The sequence below is a fragment of the Georgenia deserti genome (assembly GCF_042680605.1).
Lineage (GTDB): Bacteria > Actinomycetota > Actinomycetes > Actinomycetales > Actinomycetaceae > Allobogoriella > Allobogoriella deserti.
Genome location: NZ_JBHUEE010000001.1, coordinates 251412 through 275825 on the forward strand (window position 1 = coordinate 251412; position 24414 = coordinate 275825).

Below are 24414 nucleotides of genomic sequence, written 5' to 3' on the forward strand. Positions count from 1 at the left end.
CGCTTTTGACTCGAGTTTCCGCTCTCGGCGGGCGGCGGGTGGGAATGGGGCGCGTGCGGTCCTGGTTCCAGGCTGCATGACCGACGTCGAGAGCGCGGGCCAGGGGTTCCTCTCCGGGGACCTCCTGGCCCGTATCCGTTCCCGTGCCGCCACCTACGACGCCGAGAACTCTTTCCCGTACGAGGACTTGGACGACCTGCGCGAGGCCGGGTATCTGACCGCCATGGTGCCCACCGAGTTCGGCGGGGGCGGCCTGACCCTCGAACAGATGACGGCCGAGCAGCGACGGCTGGCCGCGGCCGCGCCTGGCACGGCGCTCGCGGTCAACATGCACCAAGTGTGGGTCGCGGTCGCGAATGCCGTGCGGGCAACCGGGGACGACTCGGTCGACTTCGTACTGCAGGAGGCGGCCGACGGCGAGATCTTCGCCTTCGGCGTCTCCGAACCGGGCAACGACCTGGTGCTCTTCGCCTCGGTCAGTGAGGCCCGTCCCGACGCGCGGCCCGACGGTGGCGGCTACACCTTCCACGGGCTGAAGATCTTCACCTCCCTGGCGCCGGTGTGGACCCGGCTCGGCACGTTCGGCACCGACAGCACCGGGGACGAGCCGCGCAACGTCTGGGGGTTCGTCTCCCGGGAGGGGACCGAGCAGGTGGGGGAGTGGGACGTCCTCGGCATGCGCGCCTCCCAGTCCTTCGCCACCAAGCTCGACGGCGCCCACGCACCCGCCGACCGCGTGGTGCGCATCCTCCCGCCGGGGCCGACGACGGACCCGTTCGTCGTCGGCATCTTCACCGCGTTCGAGACGCTGCTTGCCGCCGTGTACACGGGCATCGCGGAGCGCGCGATCGAGCTGGCGACCCAGACCGTGGGCAAGCGGACCAGCTTGAAGAATGGCGGCGCGCCGTACAGCGCCGACCCGGACATCCGCTGGCGCCTCGCGGACGCCGCCATCCAGCTCGACTCCGTCCTGCCACAGTTGCGTGAGCGGGCCTGGGAGTTCGACGCCGGGGTCGAGGTCGGAGCGCTGACGCTGCCACGCTTCTCGGCAGTGAAGTCGCGTGCCACGGAGGTCGCGCTCGACGTGGTCACCAAGGCGGTCCGAGTCTCCGGCGGTGGGATGTACGCCAACACCAACGAACTCTCCCGGCTCTACCGCGACGTCCTCGCGGGGCTGTTCCATCCGAGCGATGACGAGTCGCTGCACGGGGCCTGGGCGAACGCCCTCCTCGGCCCGGTGAACCCCTGAGTGCCGAGTCGTCAATCCGGTGCCGACTCGTCAATCGTGTGCCGAGCGGTCAATCCTGTGCCGGCTCGTGCGCGCCGGGTGGTCAATCCTGTGCCGGCTCGTGCGCGCCGTTCTGCCCGAAGTCTGAGGGGCTCTCCCACTCCAGCGTGTAGCGGAAGAACAGCCGCCGACGCACCAGCGCCCCGGGCAGGATCTGGCGCGCGGCGGAAGCGATCTCATCGACGCTCAGCTCCGGGTCGCGGACGGGCATCGCGTCGTCCGGTGCGTCCCGACGCACCGGAAGTGGGTGCTTGGCCAGCCCGACGACGGGGTTGAGAAGGGCAGAGGCCAGGTCGTAAACCGTGTCGGCCGGCGAACTGACCCGCGCCAGTCCGACGACGAGGAGCCGCCCACCCGGGCGCAAACAGCTCCTTCGCGTGCACGAGCGACTCCTCGAGCGGCATGTGATGCAGTGACGCGACCATGGTGATGAGGTCGAATGTGCCGCCGACGTCCGCGAACCGTGCCTGGCACGCTCGTACTCGGGGTTGCCCGGCGGTCCGATGGCGCGTGGCCGCCACCATCGCCGCGTCCACGTCGATGGCGAGCACCTCGTCGACGAGACGGCCGAGCCGTTGCGCGAGCAACCCCGCGCCGCAGCCGACCTCCAGCGCGCGACCGCGCCGGGATGGCAGGCGCCGGCAGATCCAGCCGTGGAAATAATCGTTGTGGCTCCACGGATGGCGTGCGTTGAATCGGCTGAGCGCATGTCCGACCGCCCGGACCGGGAGACGGGACGAGGCACGGACGTCCATGGGTTTCGCCCGGTCAGCCCGTGCCGGTGGCCGGGACCGGCGTCTCGATCCAGGATGCCGGATCGGCGATGACCGCCTCCAACGCCCGCATCGCCCCTCCGGTCGCGGCGGGGGCGTCGTCGGGCGGGGCAGCCCTGAGCGTGACCGAGGACCACGGTGCCGCGAGGGTGCGCACCCTCAGCTGTTCCTCGATGCCCGGGCGGAGCGCGTCGACGAACGGGACGAAACCGCTGCCGAGGACGATCTCGTCGGCGTCAACGATATTGACGGTCGAGGCCAGCGCGACCCCGAGCGCCCAGGCCGCTCGGTCCACGGCGGCCAAGGCCTGGGGGTGCCCCTCGGCGACAGCCCGCTGCAGGTCCGCGGACGACGCCGTCGGCGGCAGGCCGGCCGCGGCGAGGACGGCGTGCTTGCCGGTGTAGACCTCCAGGCAGCCCCGTGAGCCGCAGTGGCACGGCGGGCCGTCCGGTTCGATGGAGACGTGCCCGATCTCGCCCGCCCAGCCGTGCTGACCGGCCACCACCTGCCCGCGGCTGACGATGGCGGCCCCGACGCCGATGTCGCCCGCCACGTAGAGGAACGTGTTCCGCTCAGCCACCCGGCCCGGCGCCGCATGCGCGATCCCGTACGCCGCCAGGTGCGCGTCGTTGTCCACCCGCAGGTCCACGCCAGCCGGCAGCGCTGCGTCACCGAGCAGCTCCGCCGGGGTGATGTCCCGCCACCCGAGGTTCGGCGCCAGCAGCAGCCGCCGGCCCTCGGCGTCCACCAGCCCCGGAAGCCCGAGCCGCGCACGCGCCACACGCGCGCCCGCGGCGTGGACCCGGGCCACCAGGCGGGCGGCCAGCTCGCCGGCGCGGGGGAGCACGTCCGCGGGATCGGAGGCCTCGAAGTCCCCGGTGAGATGCTCCTCGGCGAGCACCGCGCCGGTCAGGTCGACCACCCGCCCGGTCATGTAGTCGACGTTGACGTGCAGTCCCAGCCCTGCCACGGAGCCGGCCGCCGGGGCCAGCGGGACCGCCGGGCGCCCCGGACGGCCACGACCGTCCGCGTCGCGGGTGATCAGCAGGCCCGCCCGCACCAACTCCTCGGTGAGCCGTGAGACGGTGGACCGGGTCATCCCCGTCTCGGCCGCCAGGCGCGCTCGCGAGAGCGGTGTGGCGCTGGCGAACACGGTCTGGGAGACCACGGCGAGATTGTGCTCACGCAGCGACGACTGCCGGGCGGCGACGGCGTCACGGCGACGCTCGAGCGGGGCCTCGGCGCCGGTGTCGGCGTTGCTCTCTGCGGGTCGGGTCACGGGCTTGACCCTACTCTGCACCGGACGTAAGTTTCGCAGGACAACAAATATCGACGTCAACCTCGACGACGAGACCGGAACGGAGCCCGCCATGGTGCGCAAGCCCACGAAAGACGACCACTTCTCCTTCGGACTCTGGACGGTCGGCTGGACCGCCCGGGACCAGTTCGGCGACGCCTCTCGCCAGGAGCTCAACCCTTGGGACTACGCCACCAAGCTCGCCGAGCTCGGTGCCTGGGGCGTGACCTTCCACGACGACGACGTCGTCCCCTTCGGCAGTGACGACGCCACCCGCGCGGACATCCTCCGTACCTTCAAGAAGGCGGTCGACGACGCCGGCCTGGTGATCGAGATGGTCACCACCAACACCTTCACCCATCCCGTGTTCAAGGACGGCGCGCTCACCTCGAACGACCGGTCCGTGCGTCGCTTCGGGCTGCGTAAGCTGCTGCGCAACGTCGACCTCGCTGCCGAGGTGGGGGCCTCCACGTTCGTGATGTGGGGCGGCCGCGAGGGCAGCGAGTACGACGGCGCCAAGGACGTCAACGCCGCCCTGAACCGCTACGCCGAGGGCATCGACACCGTCGCGGCCTACATCAAGGAGCAGGGCTACGACCTCAAGATCGCGCTCGAGCCGAAGCCGAACGAGCCGCGCGGCGACATTCTGCTTCCCACGGTCGGCCACGCACTCGGCCTCATCGCCAAGCTCGACAACGAGGACATCGTCGGCCTGAACCCGGAGACCGGTCACGAGCAGATGGCCGGGCTCAACTACACGCACGGCATCGGCCAGGCGTTGTGGGCGGGCAAGCTCTTCCACATCGACCTCAACGGCCAGCGCTCCATCAAGTACGACCAGGACCTCGTCTTCGGTCACGGTGACCTGCTCTCGGCGTTCTTCACCGTCGACCTCCTCGAGAACGGCTTCCTGGGCGGCGGCCCCACCTACGACGGACCGCGCCACTACGACTACAAGCCCTCGCGGACCGAGGGCCTGCAGGGCGTGTGGGACTCGGCCGCGGCGAACATGGAGATGTACCTGCTGCTCGCCGAGAAGGCGAAGGCCTACCGCGCGGACCCCGAGGTGCAGCGGGCGTTCGAGCAGGCCGGCGTGCTGGAGCTGTCCCAGCCCACGCTGAGCGAGGGCGAGTCGATCAGCGACTTCCTCGCCGACCGCAGCGCGTTCGAGGACTTCGACGCCGATGCCGCGGCCGAGCGGGAGTTCGGGTTCGTGCGGCTGAACCAGCTCGCCATGGCGCACCTGGTCGGCTGACCCATGGCCACGCTGGTTGCCGGCATCGACTCCTCGACCCAGTCGTGCAAGGTCGTGATCCGGGACGCCGAGACCGGCGCGCTGGCCCGGTTCGGCCAGGCGCCGCACCCGGACGGCACCGAGGTCGACCCGGCGGCGTGGTGGGACGCCCTCCAGGCCGCCGTGTCCGCCGCCGGCGGGCTCGATGACGTCGCGGCCGTCTCGGTCGGTGGCCAGCAGCACGGCATGGTCGCCCTCGACGCCGACGGAGAGGTGATCCGCCCGGCGCTGCTGTGGAACGACACCCGTAGCGCGCCGTCGGCCGAGGACCTGATCACCGATCTCGGTGGCCCGGGGGAGTGGTCCCGGGCCACCGGTTCGGTGCTCGTCGCGTCCCTGACCGTGACCAAGCTGCGTTGGCTCGCCGATCACGAGCCGGACAACGCCGCGCGGGTGGCCGCCGTCGCCCTGCCGCACGACTGGCTGACCTGGAAGCTCATGGGCGCCGGGTCCCTGGACATGCTGACCACCGACCGGTCCGACGCCTCCGGCACGTCCTACTTCGATGCCGCGGCCGGACAGTACCGGCGGGATCTGCTGGCCATGGCGCTGCGGCGCGAGAGCGCGGAGGACATCGTGCTGCCGCGGGTGCTCGGCCCGAACCAGAGCGCGGGGATCGGCGACACCGCGGCCGGCCTCGGCCACCTCGTGCTCGGCCCGGGAGCCGGGGACAACGCCTCGGCCGCGCTGGGGTTGGGCATGCGGCGCGGTGACGTGGCGATCTCCATCGGTACGTCCGGCGTCGTCTCTGCCGTGGCACCGGACCCGGTGGATGACCCGTCCGGCACGGTCAACGGCTTCGCCGACGCCACGGGCGCGTTCCTGCCGCTGGCGGTGACGCTCAACGGCTCGCGGGTGCTGGACGCGACGGCGCGGCTGCTCGGCGTGGACCACGGCGAGCTCGCCGAGCTCGCCCTCGCCGCGGATCCCGGCGCCGGCGGGCTGACCCTCGTGCCCTACCTCGAGGGCGAGCGCACCCCGAACCTGCCCGACGCGACCGGCTCGCTGCTCGGCATGTCCGTGGCCGGCATGACCCGGGAGAACCTGGCCCGGGCCGCCGTCGAGGGCCTGCTGTGCGGGCAGGCCGACGGCGTGGCCGCGGTCGAGGCGCTCGGAGTCCCGGTGGAACGGATCCAGCTCATCGGCGGCGGAGCACGCTCGCGCGCCGTGCAGCAGGTCGCCCCGGCGATCCTGGGCCGTGACGTTCAGCTACCCGAGCCGGGTGAGTACGTGGCCGACGGCGCGGCTCGTCAGGCCGCCTGGGTCCTCGCCGCCACGGAGGAGCCGCCGACCTGGCAGACCTCGAAGGTCACCACGGTCGAGGCCGCACCGACGCCGGAGGTGCGGGAGCGCTACGCCGAGCGTCGCCACCTGGTGGCCGACCGGGTCTGAGCGCGCTCGCGTCCGACGACGACCGAGGGCCCCGGCCGACACAGTCGGCCGGGGCCCTCGCCGTTCTCTCGGCGCCGCTCGTCACGTCCGGCTGAACCGTCGCCGGACCAGCAGCGCCAGACCGCCGAGGAGCAGCAGCACCGCGGAGAGCAGGGCCGCACCCGTGGCGTCGGCGCCGGTGTCCGGCAACCCGCCGTCACGGCCGGGCCCCGGTGCCGGTGCCGGTCCCGGCTCCGGTCCGGTGGCGGGAGGCTCCTCGCCCGCGGGGACCACGTGGACCGTCGCCGACGCGGTCAGGTCCGGGTTGTCGCGGTCCGTCGCCGTGACCGTGACCGTGCCGCCCGAGGCCCCGGCGGGGACCGTGCAGGTCGCGCTACCCGTCCCGTCCGCACCGATCGTCACGACGGAGCGGCCGATGACCGGGTTCATCTCGCACACCACCTCGACCTCCGAGCCCGGCGTGAAGCCGCCGAGATCGATCGGGATGTCTTCGCCGGGTGCGACCGTGTCCGGCACCGTGACCGACGGTTCGTCGTCCGGTGGTCCCGGCTGGTCGTCGTCGGCGGCCACGGTGACGGTTCGGGTCACGGTGACCGTGCTGCCCGCCGAGTCGGTGACTGTGTAGGTCAGCCCGTACTCGCCCGGCGTCGACGTATCGACCATCCCGACGACGCGGATCTCCTCCGTGAGGTCACCGTCCTCGGCGTCGGTGGCGCTGACGCCCTCGAGCGGGTCGAAGTTCGCCCCTTCGGGGATCTCGACCGGGCCGACCCCCTCGAGCACCGGCGGGGTGTTGTCCGGCGGGGTCTGCGCGACGGTCACCGTGCGGGTGACCTCGATCGCCGTCCCGTCGGAGTCCACGACCCGGTACGTCAGCTCGTAGTCGCCCGGAGTGGAGGTGTCGACGGTACCGGTGACCTCGATCTGGTCGGTGAGGTCGCCGTCCTCCGGGTCGGTGGCGGTCACGCCCTCGAGCGGGTCGAACTCGGCCCCTTCGGGGATCTCGACCGCGTCCACGCCCTCCAGGACCGGCGGCGCGTTCGGCGGTGCCGCCTCACCCACGGTCACGATCCGCGTCACGGTCGTCGTCGCGCCGTCGGAGTCCGTGACCGAGTACGTCAGCTCGTACTCGCCCGGGGTGGTCGTGTCGACGGTGCCGGTGACCTCGATCTGGTCGGTGAGGTCGCCGTCCTCGGCGTCGGTGGCGCTGACGCCCTCGAGCGGGTCGAACTCCGAGCCGGCCTCGATCGTCACGCTGTCCACGCCCTCCAGCACGGCGGGACTGTTGGCCGCCGTGACCGTCACCACGCGGTTCGTCGTCACAGTCGTGCCGGCCGAGTCGGTGACCGAGTAGACCAGTTCGTAGTCGCCCGGGGTGGTGGTGTCGACGGTGCCGGTGACCTCGATCTGGTCGGTGAGGTCGCCGTCCTCGGCGTCGGTGGCGCTGACGCCCTCGAGCGGGTCGAACTCCGAGCCGGCCTCGACCCGGACCTCGTCGATGCCTTCGAACACCGGAGGCGTGTTGGGTGTCGCCTCGGTGACCGTGACGACCCGGGTCACCGTGACGGTCGTGCCGGCCGAGTCGGTGACCGAGTAGACCAGTTCGTAGTCGCCCGGGGTGGTGGTGTCGACCTCACCGGTGGTCTCGATCTGGTCGGTGAGGTCGCCGTCCTCGGCGTCGGTGGCGCTGACGCCCTCCATCGGGTCGAACTCCGAGCCCTCATCGACCTCGACACCGCCCACGCCCTCGAGCACCGGCGCGCTGTTCGGCGGGCCGGCCTCGGCGACCGTGACGACCCGGGTGACGGTGATGGTGCTTCCCCCCGAGTCGGTGACGGTGTAGGTGAGTTCGTAGTCGCCGGGGGTGGTGGTGTCGACGGTGCCGGTGACCTCGATCTGATCGGTGAGGTCGCCGTCCTCGGCGTCGGTGGCGCTGACGCCGGCCAGCGGATCGAAGTCCTCGCCCTCGATCACCGTGGTCGCGCCCACGCCCTCCAGCACGGGCGGCGTGTTCGGCTCCCCGGTCGGGTCCTCGGTGACCGTGACCGTCCGCGTCACCGTGACGGTCGCGCCGTCGGAGTCGGTGACGGTGTAGGTGAGTTCGTAGTCGCCGGGGGTGGTGGTGTCGACGGTGCCGGTGACCTCGATCTGGTCGGTGAGGTCGCCGTCCTCGGCGTCGGTGGCGCTGACGCCGGCCAGCGGATCGAACTCCGACCCCTCACCGACCTCGATCGAACCGACACCGTCGAGCACGGGCGGCGTGTTGCTCGCCGCCTCGACGACCGTCACCACGCGGGTGGCCGTGACCGTGGTCCCGTCGGAGTCGGTGACGGTGTAGGTGAGCTCGTACTCGCCCGGGGTGGTGGTGTCGACGGTCCCGGTGACCTCGATCTGGTCGGTGAGGTCGCCGTCCTCGGCGTCTGTGGCGCTGACGCCGGCCAGCGGATCGAAGTCCTCGCCCTCGACCACCGTGACCGCGTCGACCCCCTCGAGCACCGGCGCGGTCCGCACCGGAGGAGCCGCCGTCACGGTGACCACGCGGGTGGCCGTGACCGTGGTCCCGTCGGAGTCGGTGACGGTGTAGGTGAGTTCGTAGTCGCCCGGTGTGGTGGTGTCGACGGTGCCGGTGACCTCGATCTGGTCGGTGAGGTCGCCGTCCTCGGCGTCGGTGGCGCTGACGCCGGCCATCGGATCGAACGGCGCACCTTCCTGCACCTGTGCGGCACCCACCCCCTCGAGCACCGGCGCCGTGTTGCCCGGCGTCGCCTCGGCGACCGTCACCGTCCGGGTCACCGTGACGGTTCCCCCGGCGGAGTCGGTGACGGTGTAGGTGAGCTCGTAGTCGCCCGGGGTGGTGGTGTCGACGGTGCCGGTGACCTCGATCTGGTCGGTGAGGTCGCCGTCCTCGGCGTCGGTGGCGGTCACGCCCTCGAGCGGGTTGAACTCGTCGCCCTGCTCGAGGGTGACGGCACCCACCCCCTCGAGCACCGGCAACTCGTTGTCCGGCGCCGCCTCCTCCGAGACCGTGACGGTCCGGGTGGCGGTGACGGTGGTGCCGTCGGAGTCGGTGACGGTGTAGACCAGTTCGTAGTCGCCGGGGGTGGTGGTGTCGACGGTGCCGGTGACCTCGATCTGGTCGGTGAGGTCGCCGTCCTCGGCGTCCGTGGCGCTGACACCCTCGAGCGGGTCGAACTCGCTACCCGGCTCCACCGTCGTGTCCACGATGCCCTCGAGCACCGGGGCGGTGTTCGGCGCCGGTTCCACGGTCACCACACGGGTCACCGAGACCGTCGCACCCGCCGAGTCCGTCACCGTGTAGGTGAGCTGGTACTCGCCCGGTGTGGTGGTGTCGACGGTGCCGTCGACGGTGATGTCGGCGGTGAGGTCGCCGTCCTCCGCGTCGGTCGCGCTCACCCCGGACATCGGGTCGAACTCCGACCCCGCGGTGACCGTGACGCCGTCCGCGCCTTCGATCACCGGCGCGTTGTTCACCGGCGGTGACGGCAGCACGGAGACGACGCGCTCCGTGGTCACGGTCGCCCCCGCCGAGTCCGTCACCGAGTAGGTGAGTGTGTAGTCGCCCGGTGTGGTGGTGTCGACGGTGCCGTCGACCGTGATGTCGGCGGTGAGGTCGCCGTCCTCGGCGTCCGCGGCGCTGACCCCGTCCATGGGATCGAAGGCCGTTCCGGTGAAGATCTCTACCGAGTCCGCCCCCTCGATCACCGGCGCGGTGTTCGGCGTGGGAGCCACGACAACCGTGCGAGTGGCCGTGACCGTTGTGCCCGCCGAGTCGGTGACCGTATAGGTGAGTTCATACTCGCCGGGTGTGGTGGTGTCGACGGTGCCGGTGACCTCGATCTGGTCGGTGAGGTCGCCGTCCTCGGCGTCGGTGGCGCTGACGCCCTCGAGCGGGTCGAACTCCGAGCCGGCCTCGATCGTCGTGCCCTCCACGCCGCCCAGCACGGGCGGTGTGTTGACCGGCTCCGGCTCCGTGACGGTGACCACGCGGGTGACCGTCACGGTCGTGCCCGCCGAGTCGGTGACCGAGTAGGTCAGTTCGTACTCGCCGGGGGTGGTGGTGTCGACGGTGCCGGTGACCTCGATCTGGTCGGTGAGGTCGCCGTCCTCCGGGTCGGAAGCCGCGACGCCGGCCATCGGGTCGAACTCGCTGCCGGAGACCACCGTCACCGCCTCGACCCCCTCCAGGACCGGCGGCTCGTTCGGTGGAGCGCTCACCGTGACGATCCGGGTGGCCGTGACAGTGGCGCCGTCGGAGTCGGTGACGGTGTAGGTGAGTTCGTAGTCGCCGGGGGTGGTGGTGTCGACGGTGCCGGTGACCTCGATCTGGTCGGTGAGGTCGCCGTCCTCGGCGTCGGTGGCGCTGACGCCCTCGAGCGGGTCGAACTCCGCCCCCTCGGCGACCTCGACGGAGTCCACTCCTTCGAGCACCGGCGGGGAGTTGACGGGGTCCGGCTCGATGACGGTCACCACGCGGGTGGTGGTGACGGTGGCGCCGTCGGAGTCGGTGACGGTGTAGGTGAGTTCGTAGTCGCCGGGGGTGGTGGTGTCGACGGTGCCGGTGACCTCGATCTGCTCGGTGAGGTCGCCGTCCTCGGCGTCCGTGGCGCTGACGCCGGCCATCGGATCGAACTCGCCGCCGGCGACCACCATGGTCGCGCCCACGCCGTCGAGTATCGGAGCCGAGTTCGGCGCCGGTAGCACGGTCACGATCCGGCTCTCGGTGACCGTGGCGCCGCCCGAGTCGGTCACCGAGTAGGTGAGCGTGTAGTCGCCCGGGGTGGAGGTGTCGACGGTGCCGTCGACGGTGATCTCGCTGGTCAGGTCGCCGTCCTCCGGGTCGGACGCCGAGACGCCGGCCAAGGGGTCGAAGTCGGCCCCGAGGTCCACGGTGGTGTCCGCCGTTCCGTCGATCGCGGGCGGCGTGTTCACGGGCTCAGGGTCGACGACCGTCACGGTCCGCGTCGCGGTCACCGTCGTGCCGCCCGAGTCGGTGACGGTGTAGGTGAGTTCGTAGTCGCCGGGGGTGGTGGTGTCGACGGTGCCGTCGACGGTGATCTCGCTGGTGAGGTCTCCGTCCTCGGCGTCGGCGGCGCTGACGCCGGCCATCGGATCGAACGCGCTACCGGTGAGGACGGTGGCGTCCACCACGCCGTCAAGGGTCGGTGCCGTATTGACCGGATCCGGGTCGGGATCCGCCGTCACCGTCACGATCCGGGTGGCGGTGACGGTGGTCCCGTCGGAGTCGGTGACCGAGTAGACGAGTTCGTAGTCGCCCGGTGTGGTGGTGTCGACGCTGCCGTCGACGGTGATCTCGCTGGTGAGGTCTCCGTCCTCGGCGTCGGTGGCACTGACACCCTCCATCGGGTCGAACTCCGCCCCCTCGGCGACCTCGACGGAGTCCACTCCCTCGAGCACCGGAGGCGTGTTGACCGCCGCCTCGATGACGGTCACCACGCGGGTGGCCGTGGTGGTGGCGCCGTCGGAGTCGGTGACGGTGTAGGTGAGTTCGTAGTCGCCGGGGGTGGTGGTGTCGACGGTGCCGGTGACCTCGATCTGGTCGGTGAGGTCGCCGTCCTCCGGGTCGGTGGCGCTGACGCCGGCCATCGGGTCGAAGACCGCGCCCTCCGGGATCTCGACGGCGCCCACGCCCTCGAGCATCGGCGCTTCGTTCGGCGGGACCAGGACCGTCACCGTCCGGACGACCGACGTCGTCGCGCCGTCGGAGTCGGTGACGGTGTAGGTCAGCGTGTAGTCGCCGGGCGTCGAGGTGTCGACCGTGCCGTCGACGGTGATGTCGGCGGTGAGGTTGCCGTCCTCGGCGTCGGTGGCGCTGACGCCGGCCATCGGGTCGAACTCCGCACCGACGTCGATCGCGGTGTTCTCCGCTCCCTCGATCATCGGCGGCTCGTTGGCCGGCGGCGCCTCCGTGACGGTCACGGTGCGGACCGCGGTGGTGGTGGCGCCGTCGGAGTCGGTGACGGTGTAGGTGAGTTCGTACTCGCCGGGGGTGGTGGTGTCGACCTCGCCGGTGATCTCGATCTGGTCGGTGAGGTCGCCGTCCTCGGCGTCCGTGGCGCTGACGCCGGCCATCGGATCGAAGACCGCGCCCTCCGGGATCTCGACGGCGCCCACGCCCTCGAGCACCGGCGCCTCGTTCGGCGGGGCGGTCACCGTCACGGTCCGGGTGGCCGTGGTGGTGGCACCGGCCGAGTCGGTGACGGTGTAGGTGAGCGTGTACTCGTCTGGCGTGGAGGTGTCGACCGTGCCGTCGACGGTGATCTCGCTGGTGAGGTCGCCGTCCTCGGCGTCGGTGGCGCTGACGCCGGCCATCGGATCGAATTCGCCACCCTGTTCGACCGCAATGTCGGAGACACCCTCGAGGACCGGCGGAGTATTGGCCGGCGGCGCCTCGGTCACGGTCACGGTGCGCACCGCCGTCGTCGTGGCGCCGTCGGAGTCGGTGACGGTGTAGGTGAGTTCGTACTCGCCGGGGGTGGTGATGTCCACCGTGCCGTCGACGGTGATGTCGGCGGTGAGGTCGCCGTCCTCCGGATCGGAAGCCGTGACGCCGGCCATCGGGTCGAACACCGTCCCCTGCTCGACGGCAATGTCCACCACGCCGTCGAGAGCCGGGGCGGTGTTCGGTGCCGGCGTCACGGTGACCACGCGGGTGGCCGTCGTGGTGGCCCCGTCCGCGTCGGTCACCGAGTAGGTGAGCTCGTAGTCGCCGGGTGTGGTGGTGTCGACCTCGCCGGTGATCTCGATCTGGTCGGTGAGGTCGCCGTCCTCGGCGTCGGTGGCGCTGACGCCGGCCATCGGGTCGAACTCCGTGCCGACCTCGACCGACACACTCCCGACACCGTCGAGCGCCGGTGGGGTGTTGACCGGCTCGGGCTCCGTGACGGTGACCACTCGGGTCGCCGTCACCGTGGCGCCGGCGGAGTCGGTGACCGTGTACGTGAGCTCGTAGTCGCCGGGTGTGGTGGTGTCGACCTCGCCGGTGATCTCGATCTGGTCGGTGAGGTCGCCGTCCTCGGCGTCGGTGGCGCTGACGCCGGCCATCGGGTCGAACTCGGTGCCGGCCTCGATCACCGTGTCCATCACGCCCTCGAGCACGGGGGCGGTGTTCGGTGCCGGTGTCACGGTGACCACGCGGGTGGCCGTGGTGGTGGCTCCGGCGGAGTCCGTCACGGAATAGGTGAGCGTGTACTCGCCGGGTGTCGAGGTGTCGACGCTCCCGTCGACGATGATCTCGCTGGTGAGGTCTCCGTCCTCGGCGTCGCTCGCGCTGACACCCGCCATCGGGTCGAACTCGCTGCCGGCCTCGACCGTCGTGCCCACGACACCGGCCAGTTCCGGTGCCTGGTTCGGCGGCTCGGTCACGGTCACGATCCGGGTGGCCGTGGTGGTGGCGCCGGCGGAGTCGGTGACGGTGTAGGTGAGTTCGTAGTCGCCGGGTGTGGTGGTGTCGACGCTGCCGTCGACGATGATCTCGCTGGTGAGGTCGCCGTCCTCGGGGTCGGTCGCGCTGACGCCGGCCATCGGGTCGAACTCGTTGCCGGCCTCGACAGTCGTGCTCGCGACCCCCTCGAGGACCGGCGCCTCGTTGGGCGGAGCGGTCACCGTGACCACCCGGCTGGTCGTGACGGTCGCGCCGTCGGAGTCGGTCACCGAGTAGGTGAGCTCGTAGTCGCCGGGGGTGGTGGTGTCGACGGTGCCGTCGACGGTGATGTCGGCGGTGAGGTCGCCGTCCTCGGGGTCGGTGGCGGTGACACCGGCCATCGGGTCGAAGGCGGTGCCCTGTTCGACGACGACGTCTGCCGCGCCCTCGATGACCGGTGGCTCGTTGGGCGGTTCGCTCACCGTCACCACGCGGGTGACGGACGACGTGGCGCCGTCGGAGTCGGTGACGGTGTAGGTGAGTTCGTAGTCGCCGGGGGTGGTGGTGTCGACGGTGCCGTCGACGGTGATGTCGGCGGTGAGGTCGCCGTCCTCGGGGTCGGTGGCGGTGATGCCGGCCATCGGGTCGAAGTCAGCACCGAAGTCCACCGTGGTGTCCGTGGCCCCCTCGATGACCGGCGGCGCGTTCGGCGGAGCCGAGACGATCACCGTCCGCGTCGCCGTCACCGTCTCCCCCTCGGAGTCGGTCACCGAGTAGGTGAGCTCGTACTCACCGGGCGTGGTGGTGTCGACGGTGCCGTCGACGGTGATCTCGCTGGTGAGGTCGCCGTCCTCGGGGTCGGTGGCGGTGACGCCGGCCATCGGGTCGAAGTCGGCGCCGAAGTCGACGGTCGTGTCGGCGACGCCCTCTAACGTCGGCGGCTGGTTCACCGGCGCGGCCTCGGACACTGTCACCGTCCGGATCACAGTCGCGGTGGCGCCGTCGGAGTCGGTGACGGTGTAGGTGAGTTCGTACTCGCCGGGGGTGGTGGTGTCGACGGTGCCGTCGACGGTGATCTCGCTGGTGAGGTCGCCGTCCTCGGGGTCGGTGGCGGTGACGCCGGCCATGGGGTCGAAGGCGGTGCCCTGTTCGATGGCGACGTTGGTGGCGCCCTCGATCACGGGCGGCTCGTTGGGCGGTTCGCTCACCGTCACCACGCGGGTGACGGACGTCGTCGTCCCGTCGGAGTCGGTGACGGTGTAGGTGAGTTCGTAGTCGCCGGGGGTGGTGGTGTCGACGGTGCCGTCGACGGTGATCTCGCTGGTGAGGTCGCCGTCCTCGGGGTCGGTGGCGGTGATGCCGGCCATGGGGTCGAAGGCGGTGCCCTGTTCGATGGCGACGTTGGTGGCGCCCTCGATCACGGGCGGCTCGTTGGGCGGTTCGCTCACCGTCACCACGCGGGTGACGGACGTCGTCGTCCCGTCGGAGTCGGTGACGGTGTAGGTGAGTTCGTAGTCGCCGGGGGTGGTGGTGTCGACGGTGCCGTCGACGGTGATCTCGCTGGTGAGGTCGCCGTCCTCGGGGTCGGTGGCGGTGATGCCGGCCATCGGGTCGAACTCGGTGCCGAAGTCCACGGTGGTGTCCGTGGCGCCGGTGATGACCGGCGGCTCGTTCGGGGGCTCGGTGACGGTGACGATCCGCGTCACGGTCGCCGTGGCGCCGTCGGAGTCGGTGACGGTGTATGTCAGCTCGTACTCGCCCGGGGTGGAGGTGTCAACGGTGCCGTCGACGGTGATCTCGCTGGTGAGGTCGCCGTCCTCGGGGTCGGTGGCGCTGATGCCGGCCATCGGGTCGAACTCGGCGCCGAAGTCCACGGTGGTGTCCGTGGCGCCGGTGATGACCGGCGGCTCGTTCGGGGGCTCGCTGACGGTGACGATCCGCGTCACGGTCGTGGAGTCACCGTCGGAGTCGGTGACGGTGTATGTCAGCTCGTACTCGCCCGGGGTGGAGGTGTCAACGGTGCCGTCGACGGTGATCTCGCTGGTGAGGTCCCCGTCCTCCGGGTCGGTCGCCGTCACCCCGGCCATCGGGTCGAAGTCGGCGCCGAAGTCCACGGTGGCGTCGTCCGCGCCCTCGATCACCGGAGCGGCGTTCGGCGGCTCCGCCACCGTCACGGTCCGGACCACACTCGCGGTGGCGCCGTCGGAGTCGGTGACCGAATACGTGAGCTCGTACTCGCCGGGGGTGGAGGTGTCGACCGTGCCATCTACGGTGACGTCGGCGGTGAGGTCACCGTCCTCCAGGTCACTGGCCGTGACGCCGGCCATCGGGTCGAAATCGGACCCCGCTTCGACGACGGTGTCGGCCGCCCCCTCGATCGTCGGAGGTGTGTTCGCCGGCGCCGGCTCGACGACGGAGACCACGTCCGTGGCCTCGTTGCCCGAACCGTCCGTCGCACTGATGGTCAAGTCACCGAGGGCGACGTCGTCGGGCAGCACGAGGGAGTCAGTACCCGATCCCGTGCCGTCGAGCGTCACCTCCGACGTGCCGACGACGTTGCCGTCGGAGTCGGTGTAGGTGACGGTCACCGTCGAGTCCGGCGGGAAGCCCGAGATGTTCGAGGTGACGGTCCCACCCGGGTTGAGCTCGTCGGGGGTCGCCTCCAGCGCAGGAGCCAGCTGCTCCACCCGCACACTGGAGGAGGCCAGCGGGATGTCGACGGCATCGAGGGTGGGTAGGACGGTCAGGTCGAGCGCGGTGACGGTGAACAGCCCGTTCTCCGCCGTGGACTGGGCGTTGATGGTGATGGACAGCAGATCCGCGAGGATGCCGTCGAGGATCGGGTCCAGGGTGTTGACGAGCCCGGAGACCGTCCCGCCGACGAGGTTCGTCGTCGTCTGCTGGCCCGTGGTCAGCACCGGCTGGAGGGCCGAGCCGATGGAGGGGATGAGGTTCTCGAGCACCGGCTCGAGCGCACTCGTCAGCGACCCCAGGTTGATCGTGGTCGGCGGGAGGAGCGGCGGGTCCCAGACGACGGATCCGGTGATATCGACGTCGGGCTGCGTCTCGGACTGGCCGAGGAAGTCCGCCAGGGTTCCGGTGATCGAGGCGTCGACGGTGCCGCTGACCGTCCCGCCGATGCCGCTGATGGTGGGGTTGAAGTCGATGGTGATCTCGGTGCTGAGCAACGCCGCGGTGACCGCGTCCGTGATCAGGCCGGTGACCTGGCCGAGCAGGTCGGCGATCGTGTCGGTGATCTGGGTGATCTCCTCGGCGGTGAGGAGTTCGGTGTTGGGATCGAGTCCGTTGAGGTTCCCGCCGTGCAGCTGGGCGAGGTCGATCGTGATGTCTCCGGTGGTCAGGTCGATGGCGACGAGCCCGTTGTCGCTGACCAGCGGCTCCTGCAGCACGCCTGCTGTGACGGCGCTGAGGTCCACCTGGGCATTGACCTGCGGTGCGCCGAGGTTGACGTTGATCAGGCCGAGGACGTTGACCGGCGGCGGCGCCAGGGTGTTCAGCGTCTGCTGGACGGTGCCGTCAGGCCCCAGCATCCCGTTGAGCTGAGTGCTGACCGATGCCAGGTTGGCGTCCACGGCGTTCGTCAGGTCGCCGACCAGAGGGCTGGAGACCGTCATCTCCAGACCGGAGACGACGTACTCGCTCGTCGGGTCTGAGCCGGTGGTCTGGTGCGCCGTCGAGGCCAGGGCGCCGATGCCGAGGCTGACCTCGTCGACGATCTCGTCCGTCAGCCCGTCGATGCCGAGCTGGCCGAGCAGCGCGGTCGCGTCGAGTCGGGCCATGTCGACGCCCTGGTTCTCCTGGACCGCGCCGAGGTCGATCGCGCCGTCATTCGTCACGGCGCCCGAGGAGGCGGTGGCGTGGTACGGGTCCGGGGCGTACGCATAGTCGTTGAGCACGCCCGCACCGGCGCCGGGGCCCAGGTCGAGCAGGGCCGGGCCGGAGCCGTCACCGATGAGCGGCAGGCCGGGGAGGGAGACGCCGACGCCGATCAACTCGGAGAGCAGGGCAGCATCGATCGTGCTGCTGTTGACGGTCGGATCGCTGGGGTAGCCCGACTCCGCGCCCACCAGCGAGGCGAGCTCAGTGCTCAGGGCCTCGACCGCGAGGAACTCGGCGATGGCCTCGGACTGATCGCTGTCCAGCGCACTCGCCGGGGGAGCGAGGAACGCTCCGGCAAGTGCCGCGGTCGCGACCGTTCCGACCGCCGCTCGGCGCCGCCCCCCGTGATGCCGCTTCGAACGCCACATGTGTCCGACCCCTTCGCCGGTTCCGCCTCCTGATCGCGACCGGCCCGGACGGCACCGGCGAGAGCCGGAGTCCCGGTCACCGCCGCGCACCGGGCACACGGCCCGGAAATGCGCGCACGGGTTCCAGGAAATCCGGTCGACCTCCCTGTCGCGCCGGTGCCGTGAGAACCATTCACGTGCCGCCGATTGTTGTGTGGCTCACAGGCGCCGTCAAGCCCACGGTGAGGAGCTGACCAGGACGTTCGGCCCGAGGGCTGGGGTCTCGGTCCCACAACAGGAAACGCGCACACCCCATTCACCGAAATGCGGCGGAGGCACATTCACGAAATAGGTTTCGCTTCGTCGTGGTGTCGGATTCCTGGCCCTCATTCGATGAGCCGGACCCTGGCGCCGAGGACGGTGCATCTCCGATCGCGAGACGGGACGCCGTACGGCCGGTAGGTTTACGGGTGCATTTCGACGCAGCGGGAGGCTGGACGTGCGAAAGCCTTTCGAGAGTGTTGCGTGTGGACGGACGAAGGAGTGCGTCGATGGGGAGCAGGCCGACGCTCGAGGTGGTCGCCCGCGAGGCCGGGGTCTCGAAAGCGACCGTCTCGAAGGTGATCAACGGGCGCGACGACGTCGGACCGACGACACGAGAACGGGTCCAGGCCGTCATCGCGTCCATGGGGTACATGCCGACGACTGGGCGGCGCACCAAGGACACCGCGCCCACCGTCACCGTGCTGTTCGACGCGTTCGTCAACCTCTACTCCGCCCAGGTCCTCACCGGGGTGGTGACCGCCGGGCTGGAGCAGGGGGTGGACGTCGTCGTCAATCATCTGCCTGCGGGTAACGGCCCGGGGGCGTTGAGTCCGGCATGGTTCCGGTCCCTGGCGGGGCGTGGACATGCGGGCGTCATCGTGGTGACCACCGAGATGAGTCCCGAACAGGTGCGGTCCTGCTCGGCGGCCGGCCTCGGGCTGGTGGCGATCGACCCGGTCAGCATCGACCCGAGTACCACGGACCGGCTGGTCAGCGTCAGCGCCACCAACTGGTCCGGCGGGATGCAGGCCACCGAGCATCTGCTCTCCCTCGGACACCGTCGTATCGGCTTCGCGGGCGGACCGCCCGCGTCCCGTCCGGCCGAACAGCGCCTGCACGGCCATCTCGCCGCCCTCGGTGCCCGCGGCATCCCGCGTGAGGACGACCTCGTCCACCTCGGCGGCTTCGCCTACGAGGACGGCCTCGCCATGGCCGAGCGGCTGCTCTCGCTTCCGGACCGTCCGACCGCCGTCGTCGCCGGGTGCGACGCCTCCGCGCTCGGCGTCATGGAGGCGGCCCGGGCGCGCGGCCTGCGCCTGCCCGAGGAGCTCTCGATTGTCGGCTTCGACGACACCTACGCCGCGGAGTGGACCTCACCGCAGCTGACCACGGTGCGCCAGCCGATGACCGAGATGGGGCGGGTCGCGCTGCGCACCGTGCTCGAACTGTCGAACGGGATGCGGCCGGAGACCCACCACTTCGAACTGGCCACCACGCTGGTCGTGCGGTCCTCGACGACCCCGCCGCCACACGCCGCCGCGGCGTGACGCAGGGGACGCGGCTCTCACGGACGGTGCGCGAACACCTCGAGCAGATTGGTGTCACCGGAGACGATGAGCAGATCCTCCGCCCCGATCCGGGTGGACTCGCTCGCGTACTCGAACGGCTCACCGGGCGGCTTGACCCCGATCACCGTCACCCCGTAACGCTCGCGGATCTTGCTCTCACCGATGGTGAAGCCGTGCGTCTCCCGCGGCGGACGCATCTTGACGATGGTGAAGCCGTCCTCCATCTCGATGTAGTCGAGCATCCGCCCGGAGACCATGTGGGCCACCCGCGCCCCGGCGTCGTACTCCGGGTAGACGACATGGTGGGCGCCGATGCGGCGCAGGATGCGGCCGTGCTCGGCGCTGATCGCCTTCGCCCAGATCTGCGGCACCTCGAGGTCGACCAGGTTGGCCGTGGTGAGCACCGAGGCCTCCAGCGAGGTCCCGATCCCGACGACGGCGACCTGGAAGTCCTCGGCGCCGAGTTGTTCCAGCGCGTCCGGATTGGTCGCGTCCGCCTCGACGAGCGGCAACCGGTGCGACCACTGCTGGACCAGGTCCGGGTCCTTCTCCACGCCGAGGACCTCGCGGCCGAGCCGCTCCAGGGTTGCGGCCAGGGCAGCGCCGAACCGGCCCAGGCCGATCACCAGCACGCCCGTGTCGCGGGAAGGGCTGTCACTCATCGGTGTCACTCACTCTCCGTCGTCTCAGCCGATGACCGGACGCTCGTTCGGCATGCGGATCACCCGGCGCCGCTGCCGCAGGGCGAGCGCGGCGGCCATGGTCATGGTGCCCGTGCGGCCGAGGAACATCAGCGCACTGAGAATGTACTTCCCGGAGTCGGGCAGGTCGGGCGTGATGCCCGTGGTGAGGCCCACCGTGGCGAAGGCGGAGATGACCTCGAAGAGCACCACGTCCAGGTGCAAGTCGCTGACCGCCAGCATCGCCAGGGTGCCTGCCCCCACCAGGGTGGCGCCGAGGAAGGCGACCGAGACGGCCAGCCTGACGGTGGAGGATCCCACGCGCCGCCCGAAGGCCTCGATGTCCCGGTCACCGCGCGCCTCGGCGACGATGGCGAGGACGAGCACGGCGAACGTCGAGACCTTGATGCCGCCGGCCGTCGAGGCCGACCCGCCGCCGACGAACATCAGCGCGTCGGTGAGGAACCAGCTCGCCTCGCGCATCTCGCCGACGTCGATGGTCGCCAGACCGGAGGAGCGGGGGTTCACCGACTGCACCATGCTCGCGAGGATCCGCTCGTCCACCGCCAACGGGCCGAACGTGTCCGGGTTGGACCACTCGAACGCGCCGATCGTCACCGCGGTCGCGACGGCGAGCACGAGATACGTCGTCATGGACAGCTTGGTGTGCAGTGTCCAGCGCGTCCACGGCTTGCGACCACGCCGGTTCCGCAGGCTGCGTGCGACGTCGAGGATCACCGGGAAGCCGATGGCGCCGATCGCGGTCCCGAGGATCAGCGGCACGCAGAACCACCAGTCGCCGACGAAGCCGCCGATGCCGTACTCGAGGTTCACGAACCCGGCGTTGTTGAAGATGCTCAACGCCATGAAGACCCCGTGCCACAGCGCGGTCGGCACCGACTCGCCCATGGTGAGGAACCGAGGCACCAGCACCGCGGTGAGGACCGCCTCGATGACGAGCGAGGCGACGACGACGGCGCGCACCAGGGTGCCGACCTCGCCCAGGCGGGTGGTCTTGGTCTCCGTGGCCGCCAGCATCTTCTGCGTCAACCCGATCCGCCGGGAGACCGCGAGCCCGAGGATCGAGGCCAGGGTCATCACGCCCAGCCCACCGATCTTGATGCCGACCAGCAGCACCACCTGGCCGAACGGCGACCAGTACGTCGCGGTGTCCACCGTCACCAGGCCGGTCACGCACACCGCGGAGACTGCGTTGAACAGGGCGTCGGCGAACGGCGCCCGCTGGCCGGACGCGGTCGCGGCAGGCAGGGACAGCAGGGCCGTCACCACCGCGACGATCCCGGCGAAGACCAGGAGCGCGAGCCTCGCCGGTGACTGACGGGCGACCTCGTCGATCCAGTCGCGGGCCCGCGAGACGGCGGAGCTGTTGGTGCGGACCCGCTGCGGAGGCTGCGCCACCCGTCCCTCCTGTGCTCCTCGGTGACGACCGGCCGGGACCGGCCCGTCGCGGCGCCACGATGTCGGTGCCCACTCTGGCACAGCCCGCGGCGGACGCCATGCCCGTGGCGGGTGGGTCGGCGACTACGGTGGGGCAGCATGGCTCGTACCGTGCTGGTGTGGTCCGACGAGCTCGTCGGCTATGACTTCGGCGCCGGGCACCCGATGGCGCCGGCGCGGCTCGTCCTCACGGTCGAGCTCATGCGGGAGCTCGGCGTTCTCGACGCCGACGACCTCGAGGTGCTCGGCGCACCGGTCGCCGAGGACGCGGACCTGCTGCGGATCCACACCGCCAACTACGTGGCGGCGGTCCGGGACGCCGAGGGGGACGGCCAGGCCCGCGAGAGCATCGGCCTCGGCACCGTGGACAACCCCGTCTTCCCGCACGTGCACACCGCCTCGGCACGGGTCGCCGGAGCCACGTTGCGTGCGGCGCGATCCGTCTGGCAGGCGACGGGACCGGCGCGGGCGCTGAGCCTGGCCGGCGGACTGCATCACGCCATGGCCGACCGCGCCTCCGGGTTCTGCGTATACAACGACGTCGCCATCGCGATCGCGTGGCTCGTCGAGGCCGGCGCGCGGGTCGCCTACGTCGACCTCGACGCGCACCACGGCGACGGCGTCGAGCGCGCCTTCTTCGACGACGACCGCGTGCTGACGATCTCGGTGCACCAGCACCCGGGCACCCTGTTCCCGGGCACCGGCTACCCGCAGGACATCGGCGCCGGGACCGCCCGGGGCGGGGCGGCCAACGTCGCGTTGCCCGCCGGGACCTCCGACGCCGACTGGTTGCGTGCCGTGGACGCGGTCGCGCGGCCCCTGGTGCGGCATCACGCCCCGGACGTGCTGGTCACCCAGCACGGCTGCGACAGTCACGGCAACGACCCGCTCACCGAGCTCGAGGTCTCGGTCGACGCCCAGCGCCGTGCCGCGATACTGATGGCCGAGCTGGCAGACGATCACGCCGGCGGACGGTGGCTCGCGACCGGAGGCGGCGGCTACGACGTCGTCGGGGTCGTCCCCCGGGCGTGGGCGCATCTGGCCGCGGTGCTAACCGGCCGGCCGATCGACCCGGCGACCGAGGTCCCGCAGACCTGGCAGCGGCGGGTGACCAAGCTGGCGGACCTGCGCCCCCCGTCGACGATGTCCGACGGCGGCGTGGGCGACTTCACGCCGTTCACGGACGGATACAACCCCGACGACGCCGTCGACCGCGCCATCATGGCGACCCGCCAGGCGGTCTTTCCGTGGCACGGGCTGGACGCCGTCCTGGACTGAGCCCTGGACAGATGGAGTACGCTCGGGCGGCGTTGGACGTGACCGAACTGAGACCAAACGTTTCGGTCGGGCGCACGTACCTCTATATTGCGAGGTGCGTCAGGGTCGCCGACCGGCGGCAACGAGAGAACGGGTGGAGATGGCCGACCAGCTGGGAGCGCCGCGGTTCCTGACCGTGGCCGAGGTCGCCCAGCTGATGCGGGTGTCCAAGATGACGGTGTATCGGATGGTGCACGCCGGTGATCTGCCCGCCGTGCGCATGGGCCGGTCCTTCCGCGTCCCGGAGGCCGCCGTGGAGAAGCTCATCGCCGAAGGCCTTGGCGACGAGTGGGGCGCCGCCGCGCAGTAGGCCGTCCTGCACCGAGAGCGGACGATTGAGTCAAGAGCGGATGTTTGAACGTCCGCTCTTGACTGAGGTTTCCGCTCTCGGCGGGCGCCGCTCGGGCTAGGGCAGTGGCGGCGAGATCCGCGCCGGCAGGTAGACTTCTTCAGTTCCGCGCGAGCCAGGCTCGCGCCGACCCGATGTCACGACCGATCAGTGAGGTACCCGTGGGTTCAGTCATCAAGAAGCGCCGCAAGCGCATGTCCAAGAAGAAGCACCGCAAGCTGCTTCGGCGCACGCGGCACCAGCGCCGGAACAAGAAGTAGCCGACGCCGCAGGAGCGAGAGGCATGACCGCACCCGTCGAACCGTCCGAGGTTCGCGTCGTGCTCTACGGGCGCGACGGCTGCCACCTGTGTGACCGCGCCCGCGCCACGCTCGAACGGGTGCGCGCCGAGACCGGTGAGAGTTACGTCGAGATCGACGTCGACAGCGACGACGACCTACGGGAGCGCTACGGCGAGCTCGTCCCCGTGGTCACGGTGGACGGGACCCAGCAGGGGTACTGGCGCATCGAGGCCGACCGGGTGAAGGCGGCACTGGCGGACCGGTAGGGGTCGGCACGGCCACACCGGCGGCGAGAACGAGACGAGGACGGCGGCTACGGCCGCCGTCCTCGTCGCGTGTGCGCCGGTCCGCCGGTTGTCGTCTCGACCGGCCCGCGCCTGTGACGCAGTGGTCAGGCGTTCGTCTCGGCTTCGGCCGACTCGGCCGCCTCGCCGGCGTCGGCGGTCGCCTCCACCTCGAGGGTGATGGTGACCTTCTCGCCGACGAGGACGCCGCCGGTCTCGAGGGCGGCGTTCCACGTGAGGTCGAAGTCCTTGCGGTTGATGACGGTCTGGCCGCTGAAGCCGATGCGCTCGTTGCCGAACGGGTCGGTGGCGGCGCCGTTGAACTCAGCCTGGAGCTCGACCTGCCGGGTCACGCCGTTGATGGTGAGGTCACCGGTGACCGTCAGGTCCTCCTCGGTGCCGCTGACCGCCCTGGAGACGAAGGTCCACTCCGGCTTGTTCTCGGCGTCCCAGAAGTCGGGCGAGCGCAGGTGGCCGTCACGGTTGGCGTCGCCGGTGTCCACGGACGCGGCCTCGATGGTGACGTTCACCGACGAGTCGGCGAGGTTCTCACCGACGGTGATGGTGCCCGAGAAGCCGAGGAACTTGCCCCGCACCTTCGAGATGCCGGCGTGCCGGACCGAGAATCCGATCTCGGTGTGCGACGGGTCGATGACGTAGGTGCCTGCGGGAATCGTGCTCATACCGTGGTCCTCCTCAGTGGCCCCGCGCGGGACCGAAGTAGTTGACGTTTAAACTA

The 24414-nt window shown here is 70.9% G+C and carries 14 protein-coding genes and 1 pseudogene; 8 read left to right on the forward strand and 7 right to left on the reverse strand.

Translation table 11 applies throughout. The annotated features are described in order from the left end of the window. Window positions 1-76 precede the first annotated feature (76 nt). A complete protein-coding gene (locus ACFSE6_RS01225) occupies window positions 77-1249 on the forward strand; it encodes an acyl-CoA dehydrogenase family protein (RefSeq protein ID WP_388001883.1) in 1173 nt (390 codons plus the stop codon). Between the two features lie 82 nt (window positions 1250-1331). On the opposite strand, the gene ACFSE6_RS01230 is transcribed toward ACFSE6_RS01225, so the two are convergent. The 3 genes and pseudogenes from ACFSE6_RS01230 to ACFSE6_RS01240 all read right to left on the reverse strand — a co-directional run bounded on the left by ACFSE6_RS01230 (window position 1332) and on the right by ACFSE6_RS01240 (window position 3340). Then, a complete protein-coding gene (locus ACFSE6_RS01230) occupies window positions 1332-1652 on the reverse strand; it encodes a hypothetical protein (protein WP_388002368.1) in 321 nt (106 codons plus the stop codon). Between the two features lie 49 nt (window positions 1653-1701). Continuing rightward, window positions 1702-2043: pseudogene (locus ACFSE6_RS01235) on the reverse strand (class I SAM-dependent methyltransferase); the annotation flags it as partial. Window positions 2044-2056: 13 nt separating this feature from the next. Beyond that, window positions 2057-3340 (reverse strand): ROK family protein, encoded by a 1284-nt coding sequence (locus ACFSE6_RS01240; RefSeq protein WP_388001884.1) that lies wholly within the window; start codon window positions 3338-3340, stop codon window positions 2057-2059. 91 nt (window positions 3341-3431) lie between these two features. Here ACFSE6_RS01240 and xylA point away from each other — a divergent pair, with 91 nt between their 5' ends. Further along, complete coding sequence (gene xylA / locus ACFSE6_RS01245) at window positions 3432-4613, forward strand: xylose isomerase (RefSeq protein WP_388001885.1); 1182 nt, start codon at window positions 3432-3434, stop codon at window positions 4611-4613. A 3-nt stretch (window positions 4614-4616) separates the two neighbouring features. Further along, complete coding sequence (gene xylB / locus ACFSE6_RS01250) at window positions 4617-6044, forward strand: xylulokinase (RefSeq protein WP_388001886.1); 1428 nt, start codon at window positions 4617-4619, stop codon at window positions 6042-6044. Window positions 6045-6125: 81 nt separating this feature from the next. Here the strand turns inward: xylB and ACFSE6_RS01255 are convergent, their stop codons facing one another. Further along, window positions 6126-17714, reverse strand: a complete 11589-nt coding sequence (locus ACFSE6_RS01255) for an immunoglobulin-like domain-containing protein (protein ID WP_388001887.1) — start codon at window positions 17712-17714, stop codon at window positions 6126-6128. Between the two features lie 530 nt (window positions 17715-18244). On the opposite strand from ACFSE6_RS01255, the gene ACFSE6_RS01260 reads away from it, so the two are divergent. Further along, complete coding sequence (locus ACFSE6_RS01260) at window positions 18245-19285, forward strand: LacI family DNA-binding transcriptional regulator (RefSeq protein ID WP_388001888.1); 1041 nt, start codon at window positions 18245-18247, stop codon at window positions 19283-19285. 17 nt (window positions 19286-19302) lie between these two features. On the opposite strand, the gene ACFSE6_RS01265 is transcribed toward ACFSE6_RS01260, so the two are convergent. Beyond that, window positions 19303-19968: a potassium channel family protein gene (locus ACFSE6_RS01265; protein ID WP_388001889.1), complete on the reverse strand. Its 666-nt coding sequence runs from the start codon at window positions 19966-19968 to the stop codon at window positions 19303-19305. Between the two features lie 24 nt (window positions 19969-19992). After that, the gene (locus tag ACFSE6_RS01270) at window positions 19993-21405 is read right to left on the reverse strand and encodes a TrkH family potassium uptake protein (protein ID WP_388001890.1); all 1413 of its coding nucleotides are present in this window, start codon (window positions 21403-21405) and stop codon (window positions 19993-19995) included. Window positions 21406-21543: 138 nt separating this feature from the next. On the opposite strand from ACFSE6_RS01270, the gene ACFSE6_RS01275 reads away from it, so the two are divergent. From ACFSE6_RS01275 to ACFSE6_RS01290, 4 genes are all read left to right on the forward strand, one after another. Then, a complete protein-coding gene (locus tag ACFSE6_RS01275; RefSeq protein WP_388001891.1) occupies window positions 21544-22722 on the forward strand; it encodes an acetoin utilization protein AcuC in 1179 nt (392 codons plus the stop codon). Window positions 22723-22861: 139 nt separating this feature from the next. Next, complete coding sequence (locus tag ACFSE6_RS01280; protein WP_388002347.1) at window positions 22862-23071, forward strand: helix-turn-helix domain-containing protein; 210 nt, start codon at window positions 22862-22864, stop codon at window positions 23069-23071. Window positions 23072-23271: 200 nt separating this feature from the next. Continuing rightward, window positions 23272-23370, forward strand: coding sequence for a 30S ribosomal protein bS22 (locus ACFSE6_RS01285; RefSeq protein ID WP_109274628.1), 99 nt, complete (start codon window positions 23272-23274; stop codon window positions 23368-23370). Window positions 23371-23393: 23 nt separating this feature from the next. Beyond that, on the forward strand, window positions 23394-23657 hold the full coding sequence (locus ACFSE6_RS01290) for a glutaredoxin family protein (protein ID WP_388001892.1): 264 nt from the start codon (window positions 23394-23396) through the stop codon (window positions 23655-23657). A 125-nt stretch (window positions 23658-23782) separates the two neighbouring features. Here the strand turns inward: ACFSE6_RS01290 and ACFSE6_RS01295 are convergent, their stop codons facing one another. Then, window positions 23783-24358, reverse strand: coding sequence for a YceI family protein (locus tag ACFSE6_RS01295; protein ID WP_388001893.1), 576 nt, complete (start codon window positions 24356-24358; stop codon window positions 23783-23785). Window positions 24359-24414 lie beyond the last annotated feature (56 nt).

What these genes read in the sequence shown, in the direction of transcription:
- ACFSE6_RS01225 (WP_388001883.1), top strand. Translation starts at nt 77, where the DNA reads ATGACCGACGTCGAGAGCGCGGGCCAGGGGTTCCTCTCCGGGGACCTC.
- xylA (WP_388001885.1), top strand. Translation starts at nt 3,432, where the DNA reads ATGGTGCGCAAGCCCACGAAAGACGACCACTTCTCCTTCGGACTCTGG.
- xylB (WP_388001886.1), top strand. Translation starts at nt 4,617, where the DNA reads ATGGCCACGCTGGTTGCCGGCATCGACTCCTCGACCCAGTCGTGCAAG.
- ACFSE6_RS01255 (WP_388001887.1), bottom strand. Translation starts at nt 17,714, where the DNA reads ATGTGGCGTTCGAAGCGGCATCACGGGGGGCGGCGCCGAGCGGCGGTC.
- ACFSE6_RS01260 (WP_388001888.1), top strand. Translation starts at nt 18,245, where the DNA reads ATGGGGAGCAGGCCGACGCTCGAGGTGGTCGCCCGCGAGGCCGGGGTC.
- ACFSE6_RS01265 (WP_388001889.1), bottom strand. Translation starts at nt 19,968, where the DNA reads ATGAGTGACAGCCCTTCCCGCGACACGGGCGTGCTGGTGATCGGCCTG.
- ACFSE6_RS01275 (WP_388001891.1), top strand. Translation starts at nt 21,544, where the DNA reads ATGGCTCGTACCGTGCTGGTGTGGTCCGACGAGCTCGTCGGCTATGAC.
- ACFSE6_RS01280 (WP_388002347.1), top strand. Translation starts at nt 22,862, where the DNA reads ATGGCCGACCAGCTGGGAGCGCCGCGGTTCCTGACCGTGGCCGAGGTC.
- ACFSE6_RS01290 (WP_388001892.1), top strand. Translation starts at nt 23,394, where the DNA reads ATGACCGCACCCGTCGAACCGTCCGAGGTTCGCGTCGTGCTCTACGGG.
- ACFSE6_RS01295 (WP_388001893.1), bottom strand. Translation starts at nt 24,358, where the DNA reads ATGAGCACGATTCCCGCAGGCACCTACGTCATCGACCCGTCGCACACC.